The sequence below is a fragment of the Burkholderia sp. BDU5 genome, assembly GCF_001522845.1.
GTDB classification, from domain to species: domain Bacteria; phylum Pseudomonadota; class Gammaproteobacteria; order Burkholderiales; family Burkholderiaceae; genus Burkholderia; species Burkholderia mayonis.
This window is the reverse complement of record NZ_LOWC01000130.1, coordinates 17812-37367: the sequence shown is the minus strand read 5'-3', so window position 1 is coordinate 37367 and position 19556 is coordinate 17812. Positions and strand designations below refer to the sequence as shown.

Below are 19556 nucleotides of genomic sequence, written 5' to 3'. Positions count from 1 at the left end.
TTCCATGGACGATCTCATCTATCAAGACGAACACACTTCGCTGCTGCCGCTCGAAGGCCTTGCTGTCAGCGTGATCGGCTACGGCATCCAGGGCCGCGCATTCGCCGCGAATCTGCGCGACAGCGGCGTTTCGGTGCGCGTCGGCAACATCGACGACCACTACTTCGAGCTCGCGCGAGCGGAGGGCCATCGCGTGACGGGCATCGCCGAAGCGGTCGCGCACGCGGACATCGTGCTGCTGCTGATTCCGGACGAGGCGCACGGCGCGGTGTTCGACGTCGACATCGCGCCGAACCTGCGCGACGGCGCGCTCCTGTGCGTCGCGCACGGGCACTCGCTCGTGCAGGGCGACGTCCGCTCGCTCGCGGGACGCGATCTCGCGATGCTCGCGCCGCGCATGTACGGCGATCCGATCCGCCGCTATTACCTCGCGGGCCAGGGCGCGCCCGCATACTTCGACATCGTCGCGGACCACACCGGCCGGGCGCGCGACAGAGTGCTCGCGATCGCGCACGCGATGGGCTTCACGCGCGCGGGCGTGATGGCGCTCGGCCACCGGCAGGAGACGTTCCTCGATCTGTTCCAGGAGCAGTTCCTCGCGCCCGCGCTCGTCGATCTCGTCGAAACGGGGTTTCAGGTGCTCGTCGAACGCGGCTTCAATCCGAAGGCCGCGCTGCTCGAAGTCTACGGCTCCGGCGAGATGGGCAAGATGATGCTCGACGGCGCGGACATCGGACTCGACGAAGTGGTCGCGCTCCAGGGCTCGCCGACCTGCCAGGTCGGCTATCACCGCTGGCGCGGCCGCACGCTGCCCGCCGCCGTGCGCGAGCTCGCCGCGCGCGTGCTCGATCAGATCGACAGCGGCGATTTCTCCGCGTATCTGAAGGAGCATGCGACGAACGACTACGCGTCGCTCGACGAAGCACGCCGCGCGGTGCTGAAGCGGCCGCTCAACGTGACGCATGCGGAGGTCCGCGCGGCGTTCCGGTTCCCGGCCGAGCGGGCGGGCGGGCTCTATCAGTCGGCATCGGCAGAGGCCGCCGCCGAGCCGGAGATCGCGCAATGAGCGCCCGCCGCCTGCTCGTCGGCGCGACGTTCACCGCATCGCCGCTCGATCCGTTGTTGCGCGCGCGGCGCTTCGACGACGTCGCGTTCACGCGCTACAACCAATTGCTGCAAGCGCTGCTCGCGCCCGATCCGCAGCATGCGCGCGACGAAACGCTGCTGCTCGTGCGGCTCGCCGATTTCGTGCGGCACGAGGCAAGCGATCGCGCGCAATCGCCGGATTCGCTTGCCGCGCTGCTCACGCAGCGCGCGGATGCATGGCTCGACGCGCTCGCGTCGTTCAGCGCGAGCCGCGCGATGCCGCCGTGCATCGTCGTGCTGCCGTCGCCCGCGCTCGACGCGCGAGGCGCGGCGCTCGCCGATACGTGCCGGCGACTCGAATGCGCGTTGCAATCGGTGCCGGGCGTGCGCGCGCTGGATTGGGCCGATTTCGTCTCGGCGAGTGCGATCGCGCAGCCGTTCGATCCGGTCGCGGACAAGCTCGGCCACGTGCCGTTGACGATCGAGTGCTTCGCGGCGTTCGCAAAGTGGATCGCCGCGCGGCTGCATGACGGCGGCGGTGCGGACAGCGGCGCGGCGAAGCGGGACGCAAGCGCAGTCTCCGGCGCGCACACGCACACGCAAACGGCCGCGGTTGCCGATGCGGACGCGAACGCGAACGCAAGCGCCGACGTGAACGCAACGGCTGCGGCGACTCCGCACGAAGCAGCGCCGCACACGCGTGTCAACGCAGACGCCGCTGCCGGACACATACGCAACGCAGCGCCGACCGACGCATGCAGCCGGGACGCTGCCTCCCCGAGCGCCCCGGCTCCTAGCGCATCGCTCGCCCGTTTCTTCGAACGCCTGCAACTGCGCATCACGGGCGTCCCGCTCGACGACGAAACGGCGCTCGCCAAAAGCGCACGCCTCAGCCACACGGCCGCGACGTTCCATCTGAGCGGCCGCCCGTATCTCGAAGCCGACCTGCTCGACGCGGCCGAGCGCAATGCGAGCGGACTCGCGCTGACAGTCGCCGACCGCTTCGGCCAATACGGCTGCAGCGGCTTCGCGCTCGTGCGCGCCGACGCCGGCCTGCCCGTTCTCGCCGAATTCGTGCTGAGCTGCACGGTGCTCGGCAAGCAGGTCGAGCATGGCGCGCTGCTCGCGTTCGCGCACGCCGCGCGGCAAGCCGCGCTGCCGGCCATCGCGATCGATTACGCGCGCACGGACGGCAATCAGCCGGCCGTCGAGTTTGTCGACGCGCTCGCCGCGCAAGCGGGCGTCGCTGTCGAACGGAACGGCTCGCGTGCGCGGCTGCGCATCGCGCCGTCCGCACTCGCCGACGCGGTGCTCGCGCGCGCGAAAGCGCCGCAAGCGCTCGCGGCGACCGCACAGGCGCTCGACCTCGCGCCGCTCTTCTCCCGTTCAACCACTCACCTGGCCGTCCACCGATGAACGCGAACCTCGACGCTGTCTCCCCCGCCCATGCCGCACCGCCCGCCGACTGGTGGGCGCGCGAGCGGCTGCACTACCGCGACGGCGTCCTGCATTTCTGCGGACGCAACGTCGCGGCACTCGCCGCCGCATTCGCCGAGCCGCTCTTCCTGTACGACCCGCAGCGCGCGGTCGACAACGTCGAGCGCCTGCGCGGCGCGCTCGGCGGCCTGCAAGACGGCGACTTCCGCATTCATTACGCGATGAAGGCAAATCGCTTCCGGCCACTCCTGTCCGAGCTGCGGCGCTCGCCGATATTCGGCATCGACGCGTGCTCGCCCGAGGAATTGCGCGAAGCGCTCGCCTGCGGCTTCGCGCCCGAGCGCATCTCGTATACCGCGCACGGGATGATGCCGGACGAGGCGGCCCTCCTAGCCGCACTGCCGGACGTGCACGTGAACTGCGACACGCTGAGCGCGATCGCGCTGCTCGGCAGCCGCTCGCCCGGACGCGAAATCGGCATCCGCGTGAATCCCGGCGTCGGCATCGGCTACGGCGACAGCGAGCGACTCAGTTATGCGGGCGCAACCGTCACGAAGTTCGGCATCTATGCGGAGCAGTTCGGCGCGGCGCTCGAACTCGCCGCGCGGCACAGCCTGACCGTGACCTGGCTGCACTGCCACGCGGGCTGCGGCTACTTGGACCCGCAACTCGCGTCGTTCGAGCGCGTGCTCGACGCGCTCGACGCGTTCGCCGCACGCGTGCCCGGCCTGCGCGGCATCAATCTCGGCGGCGGGCTCGGCCTGCCCCATCGCGCGACCGACCGGCCGCTCGACCTCGAGCGCTGGCGGGCGGCCGTGCACGCACGCTTCGGCCGCCGCCCGCTGACGATCGCGATCGAGCCCGGCGATTTCATCGCGAAGGACGGCGGCATGCTCGTGCTGCGCGTCGCGTATGTCGAGCTCAAGCGCAATCGCCGTTTCGTCGGGCTGAACGGCGGCTTCAACCTCGCGATCGAGCCCGCGTTCTACGACCTGCCGTGCGAGCCCGTGCCGTGCATACGCCGGCCGGGCGCCGCGCAATCGGTGTGCCTCGCCGGCAACATCAACGAGGCGCTCGACCTGTGGGGCAACGACATGAGCCTGCCGCCCGTCGAGCCGGGCGACTTCGTCGCGCTGTTGAACGCGGGCGGCTATGCTTCGTCGATGAGCTCGAACCACTGTCTGCGCGGACAGTTCCGCGAGCTCGCGCTGTTCGGCGCGGCGTCCCGTTGATTTCCATTACATGACAAGGAGCCCCAGCGTGTCTTCGCTTTCACGACAATTGAGCGCTCTCGGCAGCCGGATCTTCACGAGCGCGCCGTTCGGCCCCGGCGTGTCGATGCAGAACCTCGCCGAATGGTCGTCGCTCGCGCACGTCCAGCTGCTCGGCAAGGTCGCCGCCGAATTCGGCATCGACATCGACATCGAAGAAGCCTACCGGCTCGACAGCTTCGAGCGCCTGCTGCATTACGTCGAGCGGCAACGCGAAGCGGGCGGCGACGCGCCGCACGCGAGCGCAACGCCCGGTGCGACGGCGGACGCGACCGGCGTCGCGCCCGACACGATCGGCGCGCTGCTGCGCGCGCGCGCCGACGCGCTGCCCGACGAACCTTTCCTGTTCTTCCCCGCGGACGACCGCAGCTACACGTATCGCGCGTTCGACCGGCTCGCGTGCGCGGCCGCCGAAAAGCTGCACGCGCACGGACTGCGGCGTGGCGACCGGTTGTCGGTCGTGCTGCCGAACGGCCCGGAGTTCCTCGCGTATTATTTCGGCGCGCATCGGCTCGGCGTCGTGTCGGTGCCGATCAACCCGGCGCTCAGCGCGGCCGAATGCGCGTACATCGTCCGCAACAGCGGCGCGAAGCTCGTCGTCTTCGACCGGCGGCTCACGAGCCTGCGCGACGCGGTGCACGCGGCGCTCGGCGACGACGGCGCGCCGCTCGCGTGCGCCGACGCCGCGTCCGGCTTTGGCCTCGAAGCGCTCGCGGCGACGGCGGCAGCCGAGCACGAGCATGCATCGATCGCGCCGGAACCGAGCCTGTCAGCCAACGACGACGCGAGCATTCTCTACACGTCCGGCACGACGGGCCACCCGAAGGGCGTCGTGCTGTCGCACCGGAACCTGTTGTCCGACGCGCGCGCGCTCGTCGACTGGTTCGCGTTCGAGCCCGGCGCGCGCACGATGTGCATCCTGCCGCTCTTCCACAACAACGGCCAAGTGATCACGCTGCTGTCGCCGCTGATCGCGGGCGGCAGCTCGGTGATCCTCGAAGGCAAATCGGCGCTGCCGTCGTTCTGGAAGCTGATCGACACATACCGCGTGAACTGGACGAGCGTGATGCCCGCGTTCCTGTCCGCGTTCCTCGAATACGGACTGAAGCGCACCGACGATACGCTGCGCGGCATCGTCTGCGGCGGCCAGGTGCTGCTCGATGAGGTGCGCAACCGCTTCGAGAGCGAATACCGCGTGCCGGTGTTCGAAGGCTTCGGGCTCACCGAGACGACGTCGTTCGCGACGATGAACCGCCATCCCGCCGAGCGCCGGCACTTCGGATCGATCGGCGTCGCGCTGCCATGCAACGAGCTGCGGATCGTCGACGCCGACGGCCGCCCCGTCGCGGCGGGCGAGACGGGCGAGATCCTGATCCGCGGCGACAACGTCGCGACGCGCTATCACGCGCGCCCCGAACTCAGCGCCGAACGCTTTCGCGACGGCTGGCTACACACGGGCGACTACGGTTATCGCGACGACGAAGGCCACTTCTTCTTCGCGACACGCGTCGACGATCTCATCATCAAGGGCGGCGAGAACATCTATCCGGCCGAGATCGAGAACGTGCTGCACGGCTGCGACGACGTCGTCGAATGTGCGGCGCTCGGCGTGCCCGATCCGATTCTCGGGCAGGAGGTGTGCGTGTACGTGAAGCTGAAGCCGTCGTCGACGCTCGGCAAGGACGACGTCCGCCGCCTGTGCGAAGGCCGCATCGCGCACTACAAGTGCCCGCGCCACGTCGTGCTGCTCCACGAGCTCGACGATCTGCCCGAGCTGCCGAAAGGGCCGACGCGCAAGATACTCCGCCGCCGGCTGCTCGAGCATTTCGCGACGCAGCGCGTGCGGGCCTCGGCGTGACGCCCGGCGCCGCGCATCGCACTTTTTTCGTCGAACGACATCGACCGAACATGAAGGACGCCATGAAGCTCGTACTGTTCCTGCATCTGATTTTCGTCGCCGCGTGGATGAGCTGCGTGATCGTAGAAGGCATCTTCGAGCACGCGATCGATCGGAGTCCGGAGCAACGCGCGTTTATCTCGAAGCTGCACTGGACCACCGACAAGTACGTCGAAATCCCCGCGTTCACGATCGTGCTCGTCACCGGCGCGATCCTGCTCGCGCATCGCGCGCCGACGCCGCTGCTGCTAACGAAGGTCGCGTTCGGCACGCTCGCGATCGCATTGAACGCGGTGTGCGTGTGGATCGTCGTCCGGCGCAGGCGCCATGCGGCGCACGGCGACTACGCCGCATGGGAGCGCATCGACCGCGTTCAGCACAAGCTCGGCGGAGTCGTCGCGATCGCAATGCTCGTCGCGCTCGGCATCGGCGGCTACATGTTCGCAGGAGGGTAAATGAAGGCATTGATTTTTCCTGGGCAGGGCTCACAGGCCGCGGGCATGGGCGCGGGTCTCTTCGAACGGTATCCGGAAATCGTCGGAGCGGCGGACGATGCGATGGGCCTATCGGTTGCGCGTCTTTGCATCGACGATCCCGACGGCCTGCTCGCCGACACCCGCTATGCGCAGCCCGCGATCTTCGTCGTCAACGCGCTGCAGCTCGCCGCGTGGCGCGAAACGCACGACGACGCGAACGTCTGGCTCGCCGGACACAGTCTCGGCGAATACAGCGCGCTCCTCGCGGCGGGCGTATTCGACTTCCGCACCGGGCTCGAGATCGTCAAGCGGCGCGGCGAGCTGTTCGCGTCGGTCAACGGCGGCGCGATGGCGGCGGTCGTCGGCGTGACCGCCGCTGAGCTCGGCCGCCGCCTGCGCGCGTTCGGCTTCGACGACGTCGATCTCGCGAACTTCAACAGCGCCGAGCAGACCGTGATCGCGGGGCCGGCCGCATCGGTCGCCGACGCGACGCGCATGCTCGACGCATGCGGCGACGTCACCGTCCACCCGCTGAAGGTAAGCGGCGCGTTCCACTCGCGCTGCATGACGCCGCTCAAGCCCGAGTTCGACGCGTTCCTCGCACACTTCGCGCTCGCCGAGCCGGCGCGGCCCGTCGTGTCGAACGTGACCGCGCGCATCTATCAGGCGCCCGGCACGCCGGCCGACTATCTCGTCGAGCAGCTCGACCAGCCCGTGCGCTGGCGCGACAGCATCCGCTTCATGCTGCGCTCGGGCGTCGACGAATGGGACGAGCTCGGCCCCGGGCGCCGCTTCCTGACGAAACTCGTCGACGCCATCCGGTACGAGCAACCCGCATCACTTTGAAGAGGACCGATCCGACATGTCATCCATCCAATCCGCCCTCGCCGCCTGCCGATCGCTGAGCGCGCCGCCGCCGCTCGCGCCGGCGGCCAACTTCGCCGACGTGCTGCGATTCCGCGCAGAGACGACGCCCGACGAGTTCGCGTACGGTTATCTCGGCTTCGGCCGTATGCCGGACCGCGTGATGCGCTATGGCGACATGCATCGTCGCGCACTCGCGATCGCGCGCGAAATCGTCACGCACGGCCGTCCGGGCGACCCCGTGCTGCTGATTTTCCCGTCGGCCGCCGATTTCATCGAGGCGTTCTTCGGCTGCCTGTACGCAGGCCGGATGGCCGTCCCGGCGCTGCCGCCGCACACCGAAAAGGAGCGGCGCCGGCTGATCTCGATCACGCGCGACTGCGCGCCGTCGCTCGCGATCTGCGGCACTGGCGAAATGGACGCCGTGCTCGCCGAACTGTGCGCGGCGGGCGTCGTCGCACCGCCGTGCCGCGAAGTCGACGCGATCCCCGACGGCATCGGCGACGCTTCGCCCGACCTGCCCGCCGTCGCGCCCGACAGCATCGCGTTCCTGCAGTACACGTCCGGCTCGACGTCCGATCCGAAGGGCGTGATGGTCGGCCACGACAACCTGCTCGCGAACGAGCGGCTGCTGTATCAACACTGCGGGAGCGCCCGCGCGCGCTGGCTGATGGTCTCGTGGCTGCCGCACTATCACGACATGGGGCTTATTTGCAGCATTCTGCAGCCGATCTACGCGGGACGGCCCGCTGTGTTCATGTCGCCGCAGGACTTCCTGCAGCATCCGGCGCGCTGGCTCCACGCGGTGTCCGACTACGGCGCGACCTGTAGCGGCGCGCCGAACTTCGGCTACGAGCTGTGCCGGCGCCGCGCGAGCCGGATGGATCTCGCGCGGCTCGATCTGTCGACGTGGGAGCATGCATTCAACGGAGCGGAGCCGGTGCGGCCGCGGACGATGCGCGAATTCGCCGATGCGTTCGCGTCCGCCGGCTTCCGCTACGACGCTTTCGCGCCATGCTACGGACTCGCGGAGCTGACGCTTGTCGCAACGTCGAAGCAGGTCGGCGCACCCGTCGTCATGCGGCGCGCCGACTACGCGGCGCTCGCCGATGGACGCTTCGAGCCGCTGCACGGCGACGGCCGCTCGATCGACGTCGTATCGGTCGGCGCGCTCGCCCACGCGCATCAGGCGATCCGCATCGTCGACCCGGCGACGGGCGATCCGCGGCGGGCGGGCGCGATCGGCGAGATTTGCGTCGCGAGCGACAGCGTCTGCCATGGCTACTTCGGCCGCCCGGACGCAACCGACGCGACGTTCCGCGCATACCGCTCCGACGCGTTTCCGCACGGCATGCTGCGCACGGGCGACCTCGGCTTCGTCGACGACCGAGGCCACCTGTTCATCTCGGGGCGCATCAAGGACCTGATCATCCTGAACGGCGTCAACTACTATCCGCAGGACATCGAAGGCGCGGTGCTGAACGTGTCCGATCAGATCCGCGCGAACCGGCTCGCCGCGATCATGGTCGAGCGCGACGAGCAGGCGGGGGTCGTCGTCGTGCTGGAGGCGACCGGCCGGTTCGATCTCGCGGCGCTCGCGCCGGAGATCGGCCGCGAAGTCTGGGACGCGTGCCAGCTGACGCTGAGCGGCGTGATCCGCGTGAAGAAGGGCGAGATTCATACGACGTCGAGCGGCAAGATCCAGCGCTCGACCTGCGCGCGGATGCTCGCGGACGGCGCGTTCACGATCGAGGACGCGTATCTGCCGGACACCGCGCGGGCATGGCTTGCGCCCGTGATCGAACGGTGCGCGAGCGTCTGCGGCGAGCCGTCCGGCGACGCGCAGGCCGCTGCCTGACGATGCGCAGCGGCTCGCCGCGCACGGCGCACGGCAGCCGATTGCGCGGTACGGCGCCGCATGCGCGTCGCTTGCATCGCGAGCGCATGCCGGGCATATCTCGCGTCCGTTTCTCGCATACCCTCGCATCGAGCCGCCCGTCGGGTTATAGTCCGGCGGGCGCGCGCCGCGAAGGCACACGATGCAACGTGCGCGCCGCAAGCGCATCTGTCCCGGTCCCGCGCCGGTTTTTCGACACCCGCAACCCGCACGGACGGCCCACCGAGCCATCCGGCATCCGATTCGTACAAGCGCCGATCGATGGCTTCGTTGATTCTCGTTCTCGCCTGCCTGTTCGCGGGCGCCGCGCTCGCGCGGAGCAAGCGCCTGCCGGACAACTTCCCGGCCAGCCTCAACTTCTTCGTCATCCAGATTTCATTGCCCGCGCTCGTGCTGCAGCATCTGCACAAGATCGCATTCAGCGCGGACGTGCTGTGGCTCTTCGCGACGCCCGTCATCGTATTCGCGGCGACTGCGGCGCTCGCGCTCATCGCGGGCGCGCTGCTTCGCCTCGGCAAGGCGACCATCGGCTGCCTCACGCTCGTCTGCGGCACGAGCAACACGTCGATCGTCGGCGTGCCGGTCGTGCAGGCGCTCATCGGAAGCGCGGCGGTCGGCCACGCGCTCGTCGTCGATCAGGCGAACTTCATCGTGATGTGCACGGCGGGTCTCGTCGCCGCCGATCTGTATGCGGGCAGCGTGACCCGCTGGCGCGGCGTCGCGCGGCAGCTCGCCGGCTACCGGCCGATTCAGGCGATGGCGCTCGCGTTATTGCTGCGGCCGGTGCCGTTTCCGCCTGTCGTCGAAGATGTGCTGACCGCGCTCGGCGCAACGCTCACGCCGATCGCGATGATCTCGGTGGGCGCGAGCTTCAGCTTGCGCAGCGCGCGCGGCGCCGCCCGGAATTTCGCTGTGGGCCTCGGCTTCAAGCTGCTCGTCGTGCCGGCGATCGTGCTCGCTTGCGGTCTTTGCGTCTTCGCTCAGCAGGGGGTGCCGCTCGCCGTCGCGCTCTTGCAGGCCACGATGCCGCCGATGATCATCGCGGGGCTCATCGCGATCGACAAGAAACTCGATCCGCCGCTCGCGGGCGCGCTGATGACATTGGGCGTGCCTGCGTCGATCGTCGCCGCATGGCTGTGGCGCGGCGTGCTGCCTTATTGACGCGGACGAGACGGCCGACGAATATGTTTCGGAACGCGAATCGTCCGATGCACGATGCATTAGCTTCGTCGAATGATGCGCGGCGCGCACATGCCGTCGTTGGCGCCGCGCCCGAATCGACAGGCACGTCGGCGGCCCGCTCATCGCACACGGGACACACGGCGAGACGGCGCTCGCACGGCCGTCACGCGCCGTTCGGCAGCAGCCGGTACATTTCGTGGAACACCATGTCGGTGCGCCCGGCGATCGCGAACGGCACGCCCGTCGCGACGAACCCGAGCGATTCGTAGAAGCCGCGCGCCGATTCGCGCGCGGTGCACCACACGACTTTTCCGTTCTGCCGCCGCGCGTACTCGATGCACGCGTGCATCAGCCGCGTGCCGACGCCGTGCCCCTGCATGAACGGCTCGACGGCCACGCCCCGCAGCCGCCACGCGCTATCCGCGGGGAAATCGCGAAACGCTTGCCGGCAGATCGTCGCGACCGCGACGATCCCGTCCGATGTCCGAGCCGCCTGATGGAGCGTCACATCATGGTCGTCGCACGGAAAGCGGCTCGCGTTCTCGTCTCCGTCCAACAGAATTCTGGCCCTGAGCGGCAACACGGACGCAACCGGCACGGTCACGATGGAGTACGACTGTTGATCGACGAACATCGGCTGTTTATGAAAAAATTGATTGACTCATTCTAAATCCGTGAAAGATTTCGTTCTCAAAAAAATATTTGTTGTTCGCCTCAGCCAATGCGGTTAATCTAAATCAATGTTGCTCGCGTCATTAAATTTCAAGCAAACAAACTGCGATCACAGAAAATGGAGAAAATCTCGTCCGATACGGGAAGCGCCTATGACGAAATCCGTTCGCGGATCTTCGACGGCCGATTGTCGCCCGGGCAGAAAATCTCTCACCGGGGCCTCGCTCACGAGCTCGGCGTCGGGCAAATGCCGGTGCGCAGCGCATTGCAATTGCTCGCTTCCGAAGGGCTCGTGAATATCGTCGACAAGAGCGGCACCTTCGTCAACGAGCCGACGCGCGACGATCTGCGCGAAATCTACGAACTGCGCCTCGCGCTCGAGAGCGCCGCCGCGTACCTCGCGGCGCGCGGCGGCGCAACGGACGGCCTGTCGCGCTCGCATGCGCAGATGCGCAGGCTCGTCGACGAAAACAGCGCCGACATCATGACTGAGCAGAAAGTCGGCTGGGTCTTTCATGACGAAATATTCAAGGCCGCACGCAACGATCGGCTATTTACGACATACAAGCTGCTGCGCGCGCAAACCCATGCGCTGAACGAACTGCCGCGAAACGATTTCGCGACGGTCAGGCGCGGCACGCTCGAACATTTGGAGATTTACGCGGCCATCGATGCGCAGGACGCGGAATCGGCGCGGCGACTGATGTGGAATCACGTGATCGACGGTACTTCGGACAGAATCCGATTAATTCGAGCTCAATATGACACTGGCCAATAAAAAAATTCCTTTACCGCTACAGATGATTCTCGGCCTCGCGCTCGGCGCGGTCTTCGGGCTGTTCGCGCCCGCCGCGAGCCGCGATCTGGCGTTCATCTCGACGCTGTTCGGTCACGCGATCAAGATGGTCGTGCTGCCGCTGATCCTGCTGTCGGTGACGCTCGGCGCGTTTCGCGCAGGCACGCAGCGCGGCCGGCTCGGCAAGACGGCCGCGTTCAGCCTCGTGTTCTTCGTGCTGATGACGGTGATCGCCGCGTCGCTCGGCCTCGCGCTCAACTGGCTGTTCCGGCCCGGCATCGGCGCGAGCCATGTGCTGACGGCGTCGATGCCGGCGAACCTCGCGAGCGGCATCGACTGGATGAAGTTCCTGACCGACATGATCCCGTCGAACATCGTCGGCGCGCTCGCGGCCGGCAACTCGCTGCCGGTGCTCGTGTTCGGCGTGCTGCTCGGCTGCGCGCTCGCGGCCGTCCAGGATCGCGCGGCGCCGTTCGTCGCCGTCTGCGAATCGATGCTCGCCGCATTCTTCAAGATGACGGAGTGGGTGGTGTCGCTGTCCCCGATTGCGATCTTTGCTGCGATCGCAGTGCTGCTGTCGTCGAAAGGGCTTGCCGCGATGACGCCGCTCGCGAAGCTGCTCGGCATCGCGTATCTCGGCATGGCGATCCTCGCCGTGTGGCTCACGCTGATCGTCAAGCTCGCCGGCCACTCGCCGCGCGCGGTCGTCCGCAAGGTCAGCGAGCCGCTGATCCTCGGCTTCACGACGCGCTCGTCCGAAATCACGTTTCCCGTGCATCTGAAGAAGCTGACGGAGATGGGCGTGCCGTCGTCGGTCGCGTCGACCGTGCTGCCGCTGTCGTACATCTTCAATCGCGAAGGCGCGGTGCTCTACACGGTGCTCGCGGTCTGCTATCTCGCGGACGCGTACCAACTCGCATGGAGCTGGCCGCTGATGATCACGATCGCGATCCTGACGATCATCACGATCGACGGCGCCGCGAACGTGCCGTCGGGCGCGGTCGTCGCGATCACGGTGATCCTCGCCGCGATCGGGCTGCCTGCCGACGCCGTGCTGCTGATTCTCGGCGTCGATGCGTTCTTCGACATGGGCCGCACCGCGCTGAACGTCTACGCGAGCACCGTCGCGACGACGCTCGCGAGCCGCGTGTCCGGCGTGGCGCCCGAGCTTGCGGACACCGCGGCGCACGTGTCGCGCGTCTGAAGGCTGTCGTTCGCGCCGGCGGATGCCGGCGCGCGGAATGAAATCGGTACGGCGATGGCTGCCGGAAGTTCGATGGTCGGCGCGATACGCCGGCCCGATGCAGGAGAGTATTGGCGAGCGTGATGCTCGGCGGTTCGGTGGGTGCAGCACGCCGTGCGTGCACGGGCACGCACGGCGGCCGCCTCGCATGACATCGCTCGCGCGATTGTAGTTCCGTCTGCGAGTATTTCTGGCCCTCGGATGCAGGCGGTTACGCAGTCCCTGTCGCCCCATGCTGGGACTGCGCTTTTTATTGTCGAACCAGCGGCGCAACGAAACGATTACAACGCGTTTCGCTGCGCCGCTGCCAAGTGTAAGTCGAGACCGCGCGGTGCGAAACAGAATTCGCGATGCCGCTCGCGGTCGGATCGGTTCGGCCCGGATCGTCTTTCGTGTGCCGTCGGCGCATAACGACGGCCCCCCTGCCACCCTTTCCGACGTTCATTCCGAATGCCACCCGTCACGCGACGGACGCCGGAACTGCACGCCCGTCGCGTTCGCGCGGCTCTCAGGCTCTTCGGCTCTCGAACGTTTCGGCGCTCGGACATTCGAGCTTTTGGACGCTCAGGTTCGCGAGCGTCATCAGCATTCCCGACGTTCGGACGCTCGACCTCTCGGGCTTTCGAGCAACGCACGCGCGGCCACGCGCAACACGCGCGCATCGGCGCAACGGCGGCTCGCGACCTGGAGCCGCCGCGCCCTCGTCAACGCGCCGCCACGTCCTGCCGCGCCGGCTCGCGCGCACCGACGGCCACGTCCGCCCCCCAGCCGCCGCCGAGCGCACGAATCAGGTTGACCGTCGATACCGCCTGCGTGCCCGTCAACTGATTCGATTGCAACTGCGACTCGAGCACCGAGCGCTCGCTGTCGATCACGTCGAGATAGCTGACCGCGCCTTCCTGATACTGCGTGCGCGACAGCGTCGCCGCGCGCCGCGACGCGTTGACCGCATCGTTCTGCGCGTGGATCTGGTCGTCGAGCAGACGCAGATCGGCGAGGTTGTCCTCGACTTCGCGGAACGCGACGAGCACCTGCTGCCGGTAGTTTGCGACTTCTTCGTCGTACTTCGCGCGCGCCTGCGCAACGCCCGCGCTCCGCCGCCCGCCATCGAAGATCGGCAGCGTGAGCGCGGCGCCCGCGAACGGTCCGAGCAGGAACGTGCGACTCGACCACAGGAACAGGTTGCCGAGCGTCGCCGCTTCATAGCCGAACGCGCCCGTGATATCGAGCTTCGGGAAGTAAGCGGACTTCGCGAGGCCGACGCGCGCGTTCGCGGCCATCATAGCGCGCTCGGCGGCCGCGATGTCCGGCCGCCGCTCGAGCAGCGCCGACGGCAGCCCCGCCGGCACCCGCACCGCGACCGGCGCGATCGGCGTCTCCTTGAACGAGAAATCCGCAGGCGCCTTGCCGAGCAGGATCGCGAGCGCATGCTCGGACACCGCGCGCCGCCGCGCGACGCCGACCGCGTCCGCCTGCGCGGTCGCGAGTTCGTTCTTCGCGCGCGACACGTCGAGCTCGCTGATGTCGCCTTCGCTGAAGCGCCGCTGCACGAGCTTCAGCGCTTCCTCGCGCAGCTCGACCGTGCGGCGGTACAGATCCTGGTCGGAATCGAGCCGGCGCAGCTCGAAGTAGTTCTGCGCAACGTCCGCCTGCAGCGCGAGCTGCACCGAGCGGAACAGCGCCTCGCTCTGCGCGGCGTCCGCGCGCGACGCTTCGACATTGCGGCTCACGCGGCCGAACAGGTCCGCCTCGTACGACACCGTGCCTTGCGCGCGCCAGAGCGTCGCCGTCGTGGGTCCGGCGCCCTGCGGCTGGAACTGCGACGCCGACGACAGCCCCTCGCGCGTCGGCCCGAAACCGACGCCCACTTGCGGAAACCACTGCGAACGCGCGGCGCGGGTCGCCGCACGCGCCTGCTCGACGCGCGCCGCCGCAGCCTTCAGGTTCTGGTTCGCGGCGAGCGCCTGCTCCTCGAGCGCGTCGAGCACCGGGTCGCCGAACGCCCGCCACCATTCGCCGCGATGCGCGGCGTCGGCGGGCTCGGCCGTCTTCCACGTGCCGGCCTGCTCGCCCGGCGACAGCGCCGGCGCTTCCTTGAACGCGGCGGGCGTCGCGACGTCCGGCCGCTTGTAGTCGGGCCCGACCGCGCACGCGGCGAGCAGCACGACGAGCAGGCCGCTCGCCGCCGCGATCTTCGCGAGACGCTTGAAGCCGTCGTTGATCTTGGTCTTGTTCATCTTTCTATCCTCAAGCGTCCGGAGCCGGCAGACCATAGCCCGCCGAATCCTTCTGCGCGACGTGAATCTTGCCGCCCGCGAGCGTGCGCAGCACCACGTAGAACACCGGCGTCAGCATCAGGCCGAACAGCGTCACGCCGAGCATCCCGAAGAACACCGCGACGCCCATCGCATGCCGCATCTCCGCGCCCGCGCCCGTCGACAGCACGAGCGGCACCACGCCCATGATGAACGCGATCGACGTCATCAGGATCGGCCGCAGCCGCAGCCGGCTCGCCTCCACCGCCGCCTCGAACGGCGTCTTGCCGTCATGCTCGAGCTCCCGTGCGAATTCCACGATCAGGATCGCGTTCTTCGCGGACAGCCCCACCAGCACCATCAGGCCGATCTGCGTGAAGATGTTGTTGTCGCCCTGCGTGAGCCACACGCCCGTCAGCGCCGACAGAATGCTCATCGGCACGATCAGGATCACCGCGAGCGGCAGCGTCAGGCTCTCGTACAGCGCGGCGAGCACGAGGAACACCAGCAGCACGCTGATCGGGAACACCCAGATCGCCGAGTCGCCGGCCAGAATCTGCTGATACGTGAGGTCCGTCCACTCGAACTTCACGCCGCGCGGCAGCGTCTGCGCCGCGATCCGCTCGATCGCCGCCTGCGCCTGTCCCGACGAGTAGCCGGGCGCGGGGCCGCCGTTCACGTCGGCCGCCGTGTACGCGTTGTAGCGCACGACCATCTCCGGACCGAACGTCGGCGATACCGTCACCAGCGACGACAGCGGCACCATCTCGCCCGCCGCGTTGCGCGTCTTCAGTTGCAGGATGTCGTCCGCGCGCTGGCGGAACGGCGCATCGGCCTGCACGCGCACCTGATAGACGCGGCCGAACCGGTTGAAGTCGTTCACGTACAGCGAGCCGAGATAGATCTGCATCGTATCGAACACGTCGGTCACGTTCACGCCCAGCTGCTTCGCCTTCACGCGATCGAGATCGACGTTGAGCTGCGGCACGTTGATCTGGTAGCTCGTGAAGAGCGGGCCCAGTTCCGGCGCCTGCTGCGCGCGCTTGATGAAATCGTTCGTCGCATCCGCAAGCCGTGCGTAGCCGACCGCGCCGCGATCCTCGATCTGCATCTTGAAGCCGCCGAGCGTCCCGAGGCCCAGCACGGGCGGCGGCGGGAACACCGCGACGAACGAATCCTTCATCGCCGAATACCGCTGGTTCAGCGCGCCCGCGATCGCGCCCGCCGACAGCGCCTTGCCGTGGCGCTGATCGAACGGCTTGAGCGTGACGAACACGATGCCCGCGCTCGAGCTGTTCGTGAAGCCGTTCACGGACAGCCCCGGAAACGCGACCGCGCTCTCGACGCCCGGCTGCTTCAGCGCGATCGCGCCCATGTCGCGAATCACCTTCTCGGTGCGGTCGAGCGACGCGCCGTTCGGCAGTTGCGCGAACGCGATCAGATACTCCTTGTCCTGCGCTGGCACGAAGCCGCCCGGCACGATCTTCGAGATCATCAAGGTCGCGGCGACGAGCGCGAGATACACGCCGAGCATCGCCGCCTTTCTCGACAGCACGCCGCGCACGCCGCGGCCGTAGTGCTCCGCGCCGCGATGGAACACCTTGTTGAAGCCCTTGAAGAAGCCGCCGAGCACGCGATTCATCACGCGCGTCAACCCGTCTTCCTTCTCGCCGTGCCCCTTCAGCAGGATCGCCGACAGCGCGGGCGACAGCGTCAGCGAGTTGAACGCCGAGATCACCGTCGAGATCGCGATCGTCATCGCGAACTGCTTGTAGAACTGGCCGGTCAGGCCCGACATGAACGCGAGCGGCACGAACACCGCGACGAGCGTGAGCGCGATCGCGATGATCGGCCCGCTCACTTCCTGCATCGCCTTGTAGGTGGCCGCGCGCGCGGTGAGCCCGTTCTCGATGTTCCGCTCGACGTTCTCGACGACGACGATCGCATCGTCGACGACGATCCCGATCGCGAGCACCATCCCGAACAGCGACAGCGCGTTGATCGAATACCCGAACAGCAGCAGGAGCGAGAACGTGCCGACGATCGACACCGGCACCGCGATCAGCGGAATGATCGATGCGCGCCAGGTCTGCAGGAACACGATCACGACGATCACGACGAGCGCGATCGCTTCGAGCAGCGTATGGACGACCGCCTTGATCGACGAGCGCACGAACTGCGTCGGGTCGTAGACGATCTTGTAGTCGACGCCCGCCGGGAAGTCCTGCTTCAGCTCGGCCATCGTCTTGCGCACTTCGTCGGAAATCGCGAGCGAGTTCGCGCCTGGCGACTGGTTGATCGCCATCGCGACGGCCGGCTTGTTGTCGAGCAGCGAACGCAGCCCGTACTCGGACGCGTCGAGCTCGATCCGCGCGATGTCGCGCAGATGCGTGACGCCGCCGTCCGGCGCGGTCTTCACGACGATGTCGCCGAACTCTTCTTCGCTCTGCAGACGGCCGCGCGCGTTCACCGACAACTGCAGCGGCGTGCCGGGCAACGTCGGCGACGCGCCGATCACGCCCGCCGCGACCTGCACGTTCTGCTCGCGGATCGCGCGCACGACATCGTCGGCCGTCAAATTGCGCTGCGCGACCTTCTGCGGATCGAGCCACACGCGCATCGCGTAGTCGCCCGAACCCCACAGCTGCACCTGGCCCACGCCCTGAATGCGCGACAGCCGATCCTTCACGTTGATGAGCGCGTAGTTGCGCAGATACGTCATGTCGTAGCGGTTGTCGGGCGAGATCAGGTGCACGACCATCGTCAGCGTCGGCGAGCTCTTGACCGTCGTGATCCCGAGCCGCTGCACGTCTTCCGGCAGGCGCGGCAGCGCCTGGTTCACGCGGTTCTGCACGAGCTGCGTGGCCTTGTCCGGATCGGTGCCGAGCTTGAACGTGACGGTGATCGTCATGTTGCCGTCGCTGTTCGCCTGCGACTGCATGTACAGCATGTCCTCGACGCCGTTGATCTGTTCCTCGAGCGGCGACGCGACCGCCTCGGCGATCACCTTCGGGTTCGCGCCCGGGTATTGCGCCTTGACGATCACGGACGGCGGCACGACTTCCGGATACTCGGAAATCGGCAGCAGGAACATCGCGATCATCCCGGCGAGCAGGATGACGACCGACAGCACCCCTGCAAAGATCGGTCGATCGATGAAGAATTTCGATATGTTCATGAAAGGCTCTGTCTGATTGAGCGCGCTTGCGCGGCGGGCTTGCCTGGACGGCCGCCCGTCACGCGCGCGCGTTGCCTGGCGCGCCCTGCGGACGCTGCACGCCGCCCGCGACCGGCGCGGCAGCCGTCGCGGCCGCGTCGTCGCCGCCCGTCATCGGCACGAGATGCGGCTTCACCTGCTCGCCCGGACGCACGCGCTGCGTGCCGTTCACGACGATCCGGTCGCCCGCCGACAAGCCGCCGACGATCACGCGCTGATTGCCGTGCTGCGAGCCGAGCTGCACTTCGCGATACGACACGCGGCCCTGCGGATCGACGACGAACACGAACTTCTTGTCCTGGTCGGTGTTGATCGCCGCGTCGTCGATGAGGAGCGCCGGATGCGGCGCGCTGCCGCCCACCTTCACGCGCGCATAGAGGCCGGGGACGAGCGCGCCGTCCTGATTGTCGAAGCGCGCGCGCACGCGGATCGTGCCGGACGACGTGTCGAGCCGGTTGTCGACCGAATCGATCACGCCCTGCCGCGAATAGCCGCTCTCATTCGCGAGGCCGAGCTCGACGGGCACCTTGCGGCCGTCCTTCGCGCCGCCGATGTATTGCAGGTAGGTCTGCTCGTCCGCGTCGAACGACGCGTAGATCGGCGACACCGAAACCAGCGTCGTCAGCGGCGCGGCCGACGCGCCCGCCGACACGACGTTGCCGAGTGTGATCTCCGCACGCGACACGCGGCCCGACACGGGCGCCGTGATCTTCGTGTAGCCGAGGTTGATCCGCGCGGTCTCGAGCGCGGCATCGGCCGCCTTCAGGTTCGCAAACGCCTCGCGCGCGGCGTTCTGCTTCTCGTCGTAGTCGCGCTTCGCGATCGCGTTGTCGCCGATCAGGCGCTGCGCGCGCTGCCAGTCGCTCTGCGCGTAGCCGCTGCGCGCCTGCGCGGCGGCGAGCTGCGCGGCCGCGCGATCGAGTTCGGCTTGATACGGACGCGGATCGATCACGAACAGCACGTCGCCCTTCTTCACGAGCGCGCCGTCCTTGAAGTTCACCGACACGATCGTGCCCGACACGAGCGGACGCACGTCGACTTTCTCGACCGCCTCGAGGCGTCCCGAGTAGGACTGCCAGTCGGTGATCGTCCTCGACAGCACGTTCGCGACGTCGACCTCCGGCAGCGGCGCCGCCGACTTGTCCGGAGCGCTCGCGTTCACGCGGATCGCGCCGAACGCGCCAAGGCCCGCGATGACGACGGCCGCAAGCGTCGCGGCCGCGATCCGCGAACGGGAAGTACGCAAGATAGCCATGAAAAAAC

General features: G+C 67.9%; 14 protein-coding genes. 10 read left to right on the top strand and 4 right to left on the bottom strand.

The features are described from left to right. Positions 1-4 precede the first annotated feature (4 nt). The 8 genes from WS69_RS20495 to WS69_RS20460 all read left to right on the top strand — a co-directional run bounded on the left by WS69_RS20495 (position 5) and on the right by WS69_RS20460 (position 10089). A complete protein-coding gene (locus WS69_RS20495) occupies positions 5-1066 on the top strand; it encodes an NAD(P)-binding domain-containing protein (RefSeq protein ID WP_059472513.1) in 1062 nt (353 codons plus the stop codon). Further along, on the top strand, positions 1063-2502 hold the full coding sequence (locus WS69_RS20490; protein WP_059472512.1) for a hypothetical protein: 1440 nt from the start codon (positions 1063-1065) through the stop codon (positions 2500-2502). Before WS69_RS20495 ends, WS69_RS20490 begins: the two co-directional genes overlap by 4 nt. Next, positions 2499-3755, top strand: coding sequence for a diaminopimelate decarboxylase (locus WS69_RS20485; RefSeq protein WP_059472511.1), 1257 nt, complete (start codon positions 2499-2501; stop codon positions 3753-3755). Before WS69_RS20490 ends, WS69_RS20485 begins: the two co-directional genes overlap by 4 nt. 28 nt (positions 3756-3783) lie before the next feature. Next, positions 3784-5652, top strand: a complete 1869-nt coding sequence (locus WS69_RS20480) for an AMP-binding protein (RefSeq protein ID WP_059472510.1) — start codon at positions 3784-3786, stop codon at positions 5650-5652. A gap of 62 nt (positions 5653-5714) precedes the next feature. After that, positions 5715-6146 (top strand): hypothetical protein, encoded by a 432-nt coding sequence (locus WS69_RS20475; protein ID WP_059472568.1) that lies wholly within the window; start codon positions 5715-5717, stop codon positions 6144-6146. Then, on the top strand, positions 6147-7013 hold the full coding sequence (gene fabD, locus WS69_RS20470; RefSeq protein WP_059472509.1) for an ACP S-malonyltransferase: 867 nt from the start codon (positions 6147-6149) through the stop codon (positions 7011-7013). It abuts the gene before it with no gap. A 16-nt stretch (positions 7014-7029) separates the two neighbouring features. Next, positions 7030-8889 carry a fatty acyl-AMP ligase gene (locus tag WS69_RS20465; RefSeq protein ID WP_059472508.1) on the top strand — a complete coding sequence of 620 codons (1860 nt, stop codon included), beginning with the start codon at positions 7030-7032 and terminating at the stop codon, positions 8887-8889. A gap of 300 nt (positions 8890-9189) precedes the next feature. After that, positions 9190-10089: an AEC family transporter gene (locus WS69_RS20460; RefSeq protein WP_059472507.1), complete on the top strand. Its 900-nt coding sequence runs from the start codon at positions 9190-9192 to the stop codon at positions 10087-10089. 184 nt (positions 10090-10273) lie between these two features. Here WS69_RS20460 and WS69_RS20455 read toward each other — a convergent pair whose 3' ends face one another. Continuing rightward, positions 10274-10744, bottom strand: coding sequence for a GNAT family N-acetyltransferase (locus tag WS69_RS20455; protein ID WP_059472506.1), 471 nt, complete (start codon positions 10742-10744; stop codon positions 10274-10276). Positions 10745-10900: 156 nt separating this feature from the next. On the opposite strand from WS69_RS20455, the gene WS69_RS20450 reads away from it, so the two are divergent. Together WS69_RS20450 and WS69_RS20445 are read left to right on the top strand one after the other, a co-directional pair. After that, the gene (locus WS69_RS20450) at positions 10901-11560 is read left to right on the top strand and encodes a GntR family transcriptional regulator (RefSeq protein WP_059472505.1); all 660 of its coding nucleotides are present in this window, start codon (positions 10901-10903) and stop codon (positions 11558-11560) included. Next, entirely contained in the window at positions 11544-12782 is a 1239-nt protein-coding gene (locus WS69_RS20445; protein WP_059472504.1) for a dicarboxylate/amino acid:cation symporter, read from the top strand. Before WS69_RS20450 ends, WS69_RS20445 begins: the two co-directional genes overlap by 17 nt. A 743-nt stretch (positions 12783-13525) precedes the next feature. Here WS69_RS20445 and WS69_RS20440 read toward each other — a convergent pair. The 3 genes from WS69_RS20440 to WS69_RS20430 are packed head-to-tail and all read right to left on the bottom strand — an operon-like array spanning position 13526 to position 19548. Continuing rightward, entirely contained in the window at positions 13526-15058 is a 1533-nt protein-coding gene (locus WS69_RS20440) for an efflux transporter outer membrane subunit (RefSeq protein WP_059472567.1), read from the bottom strand. A 10-nt stretch (positions 15059-15068) separates the two neighbouring features. Next, a complete protein-coding gene (gene ceoB, locus WS69_RS20435) occupies positions 15069-18254 on the bottom strand; it encodes a multidrug efflux RND transporter permease subunit CeoB (protein ID WP_059472503.1) in 3186 nt (1061 codons plus the stop codon). A gap of 58 nt (positions 18255-18312) precedes the next feature. Next, positions 18313-19548 (bottom strand): efflux RND transporter periplasmic adaptor subunit, encoded by a 1236-nt coding sequence (locus tag WS69_RS20430; RefSeq protein WP_059472502.1) that lies wholly within the window; start codon positions 19546-19548, stop codon positions 18313-18315. Positions 19549-19556 lie beyond the last annotated feature (8 nt).

What these genes read in the sequence shown, in the direction of transcription:
- WS69_RS20495 (WP_059472513.1), top strand. Translation starts at nt 5, where the DNA reads ATGGACGATCTCATCTATCAAGACGAACACACTTCGCTGCTGCCGCTC.
- WS69_RS20490 (WP_059472512.1), top strand. Translation starts at nt 1,063, where the DNA reads ATGAGCGCCCGCCGCCTGCTCGTCGGCGCGACGTTCACCGCATCGCCG.
- WS69_RS20485 (WP_059472511.1), top strand. Translation starts at nt 2,499, where the DNA reads ATGAACGCGAACCTCGACGCTGTCTCCCCCGCCCATGCCGCACCGCCC.
- WS69_RS20475 (WP_059472568.1), top strand. Translation starts at nt 5,715, where the DNA reads ATGAAGCTCGTACTGTTCCTGCATCTGATTTTCGTCGCCGCGTGGATG.
- fabD (WP_059472509.1), top strand. Translation starts at nt 6,147, where the DNA reads ATGAAGGCATTGATTTTTCCTGGGCAGGGCTCACAGGCCGCGGGCATG.
- WS69_RS20465 (WP_059472508.1), top strand. Translation starts at nt 7,030, where the DNA reads ATGTCATCCATCCAATCCGCCCTCGCCGCCTGCCGATCGCTGAGCGCG.
- WS69_RS20460 (WP_059472507.1), top strand. Translation starts at nt 9,190, where the DNA reads ATGGCTTCGTTGATTCTCGTTCTCGCCTGCCTGTTCGCGGGCGCCGCG.
- WS69_RS20455 (WP_059472506.1), bottom strand. Translation starts at nt 10,744, where the DNA reads ATGTTCGTCGATCAACAGTCGTACTCCATCGTGACCGTGCCGGTTGCG.
- WS69_RS20450 (WP_059472505.1), top strand. Translation starts at nt 10,901, where the DNA reads ATGGAGAAAATCTCGTCCGATACGGGAAGCGCCTATGACGAAATCCGT.
- WS69_RS20445 (WP_059472504.1), top strand. Translation starts at nt 11,544, where the DNA reads ATGACACTGGCCAATAAAAAAATTCCTTTACCGCTACAGATGATTCTC.
- WS69_RS20440 (WP_059472567.1), bottom strand. Translation starts at nt 15,058, where the DNA reads ATGAACAAGACCAAGATCAACGACGGCTTCAAGCGTCTCGCGAAGATC.
- ceoB (WP_059472503.1), bottom strand. Translation starts at nt 18,254, where the DNA reads ATGAACATATCGAAATTCTTCATCGATCGACCGATCTTTGCAGGGGTG.
- WS69_RS20430 (WP_059472502.1), bottom strand. Translation starts at nt 19,548, where the DNA reads ATGGCTATCTTGCGTACTTCCCGTTCGCGGATCGCGGCCGCGACGCTT.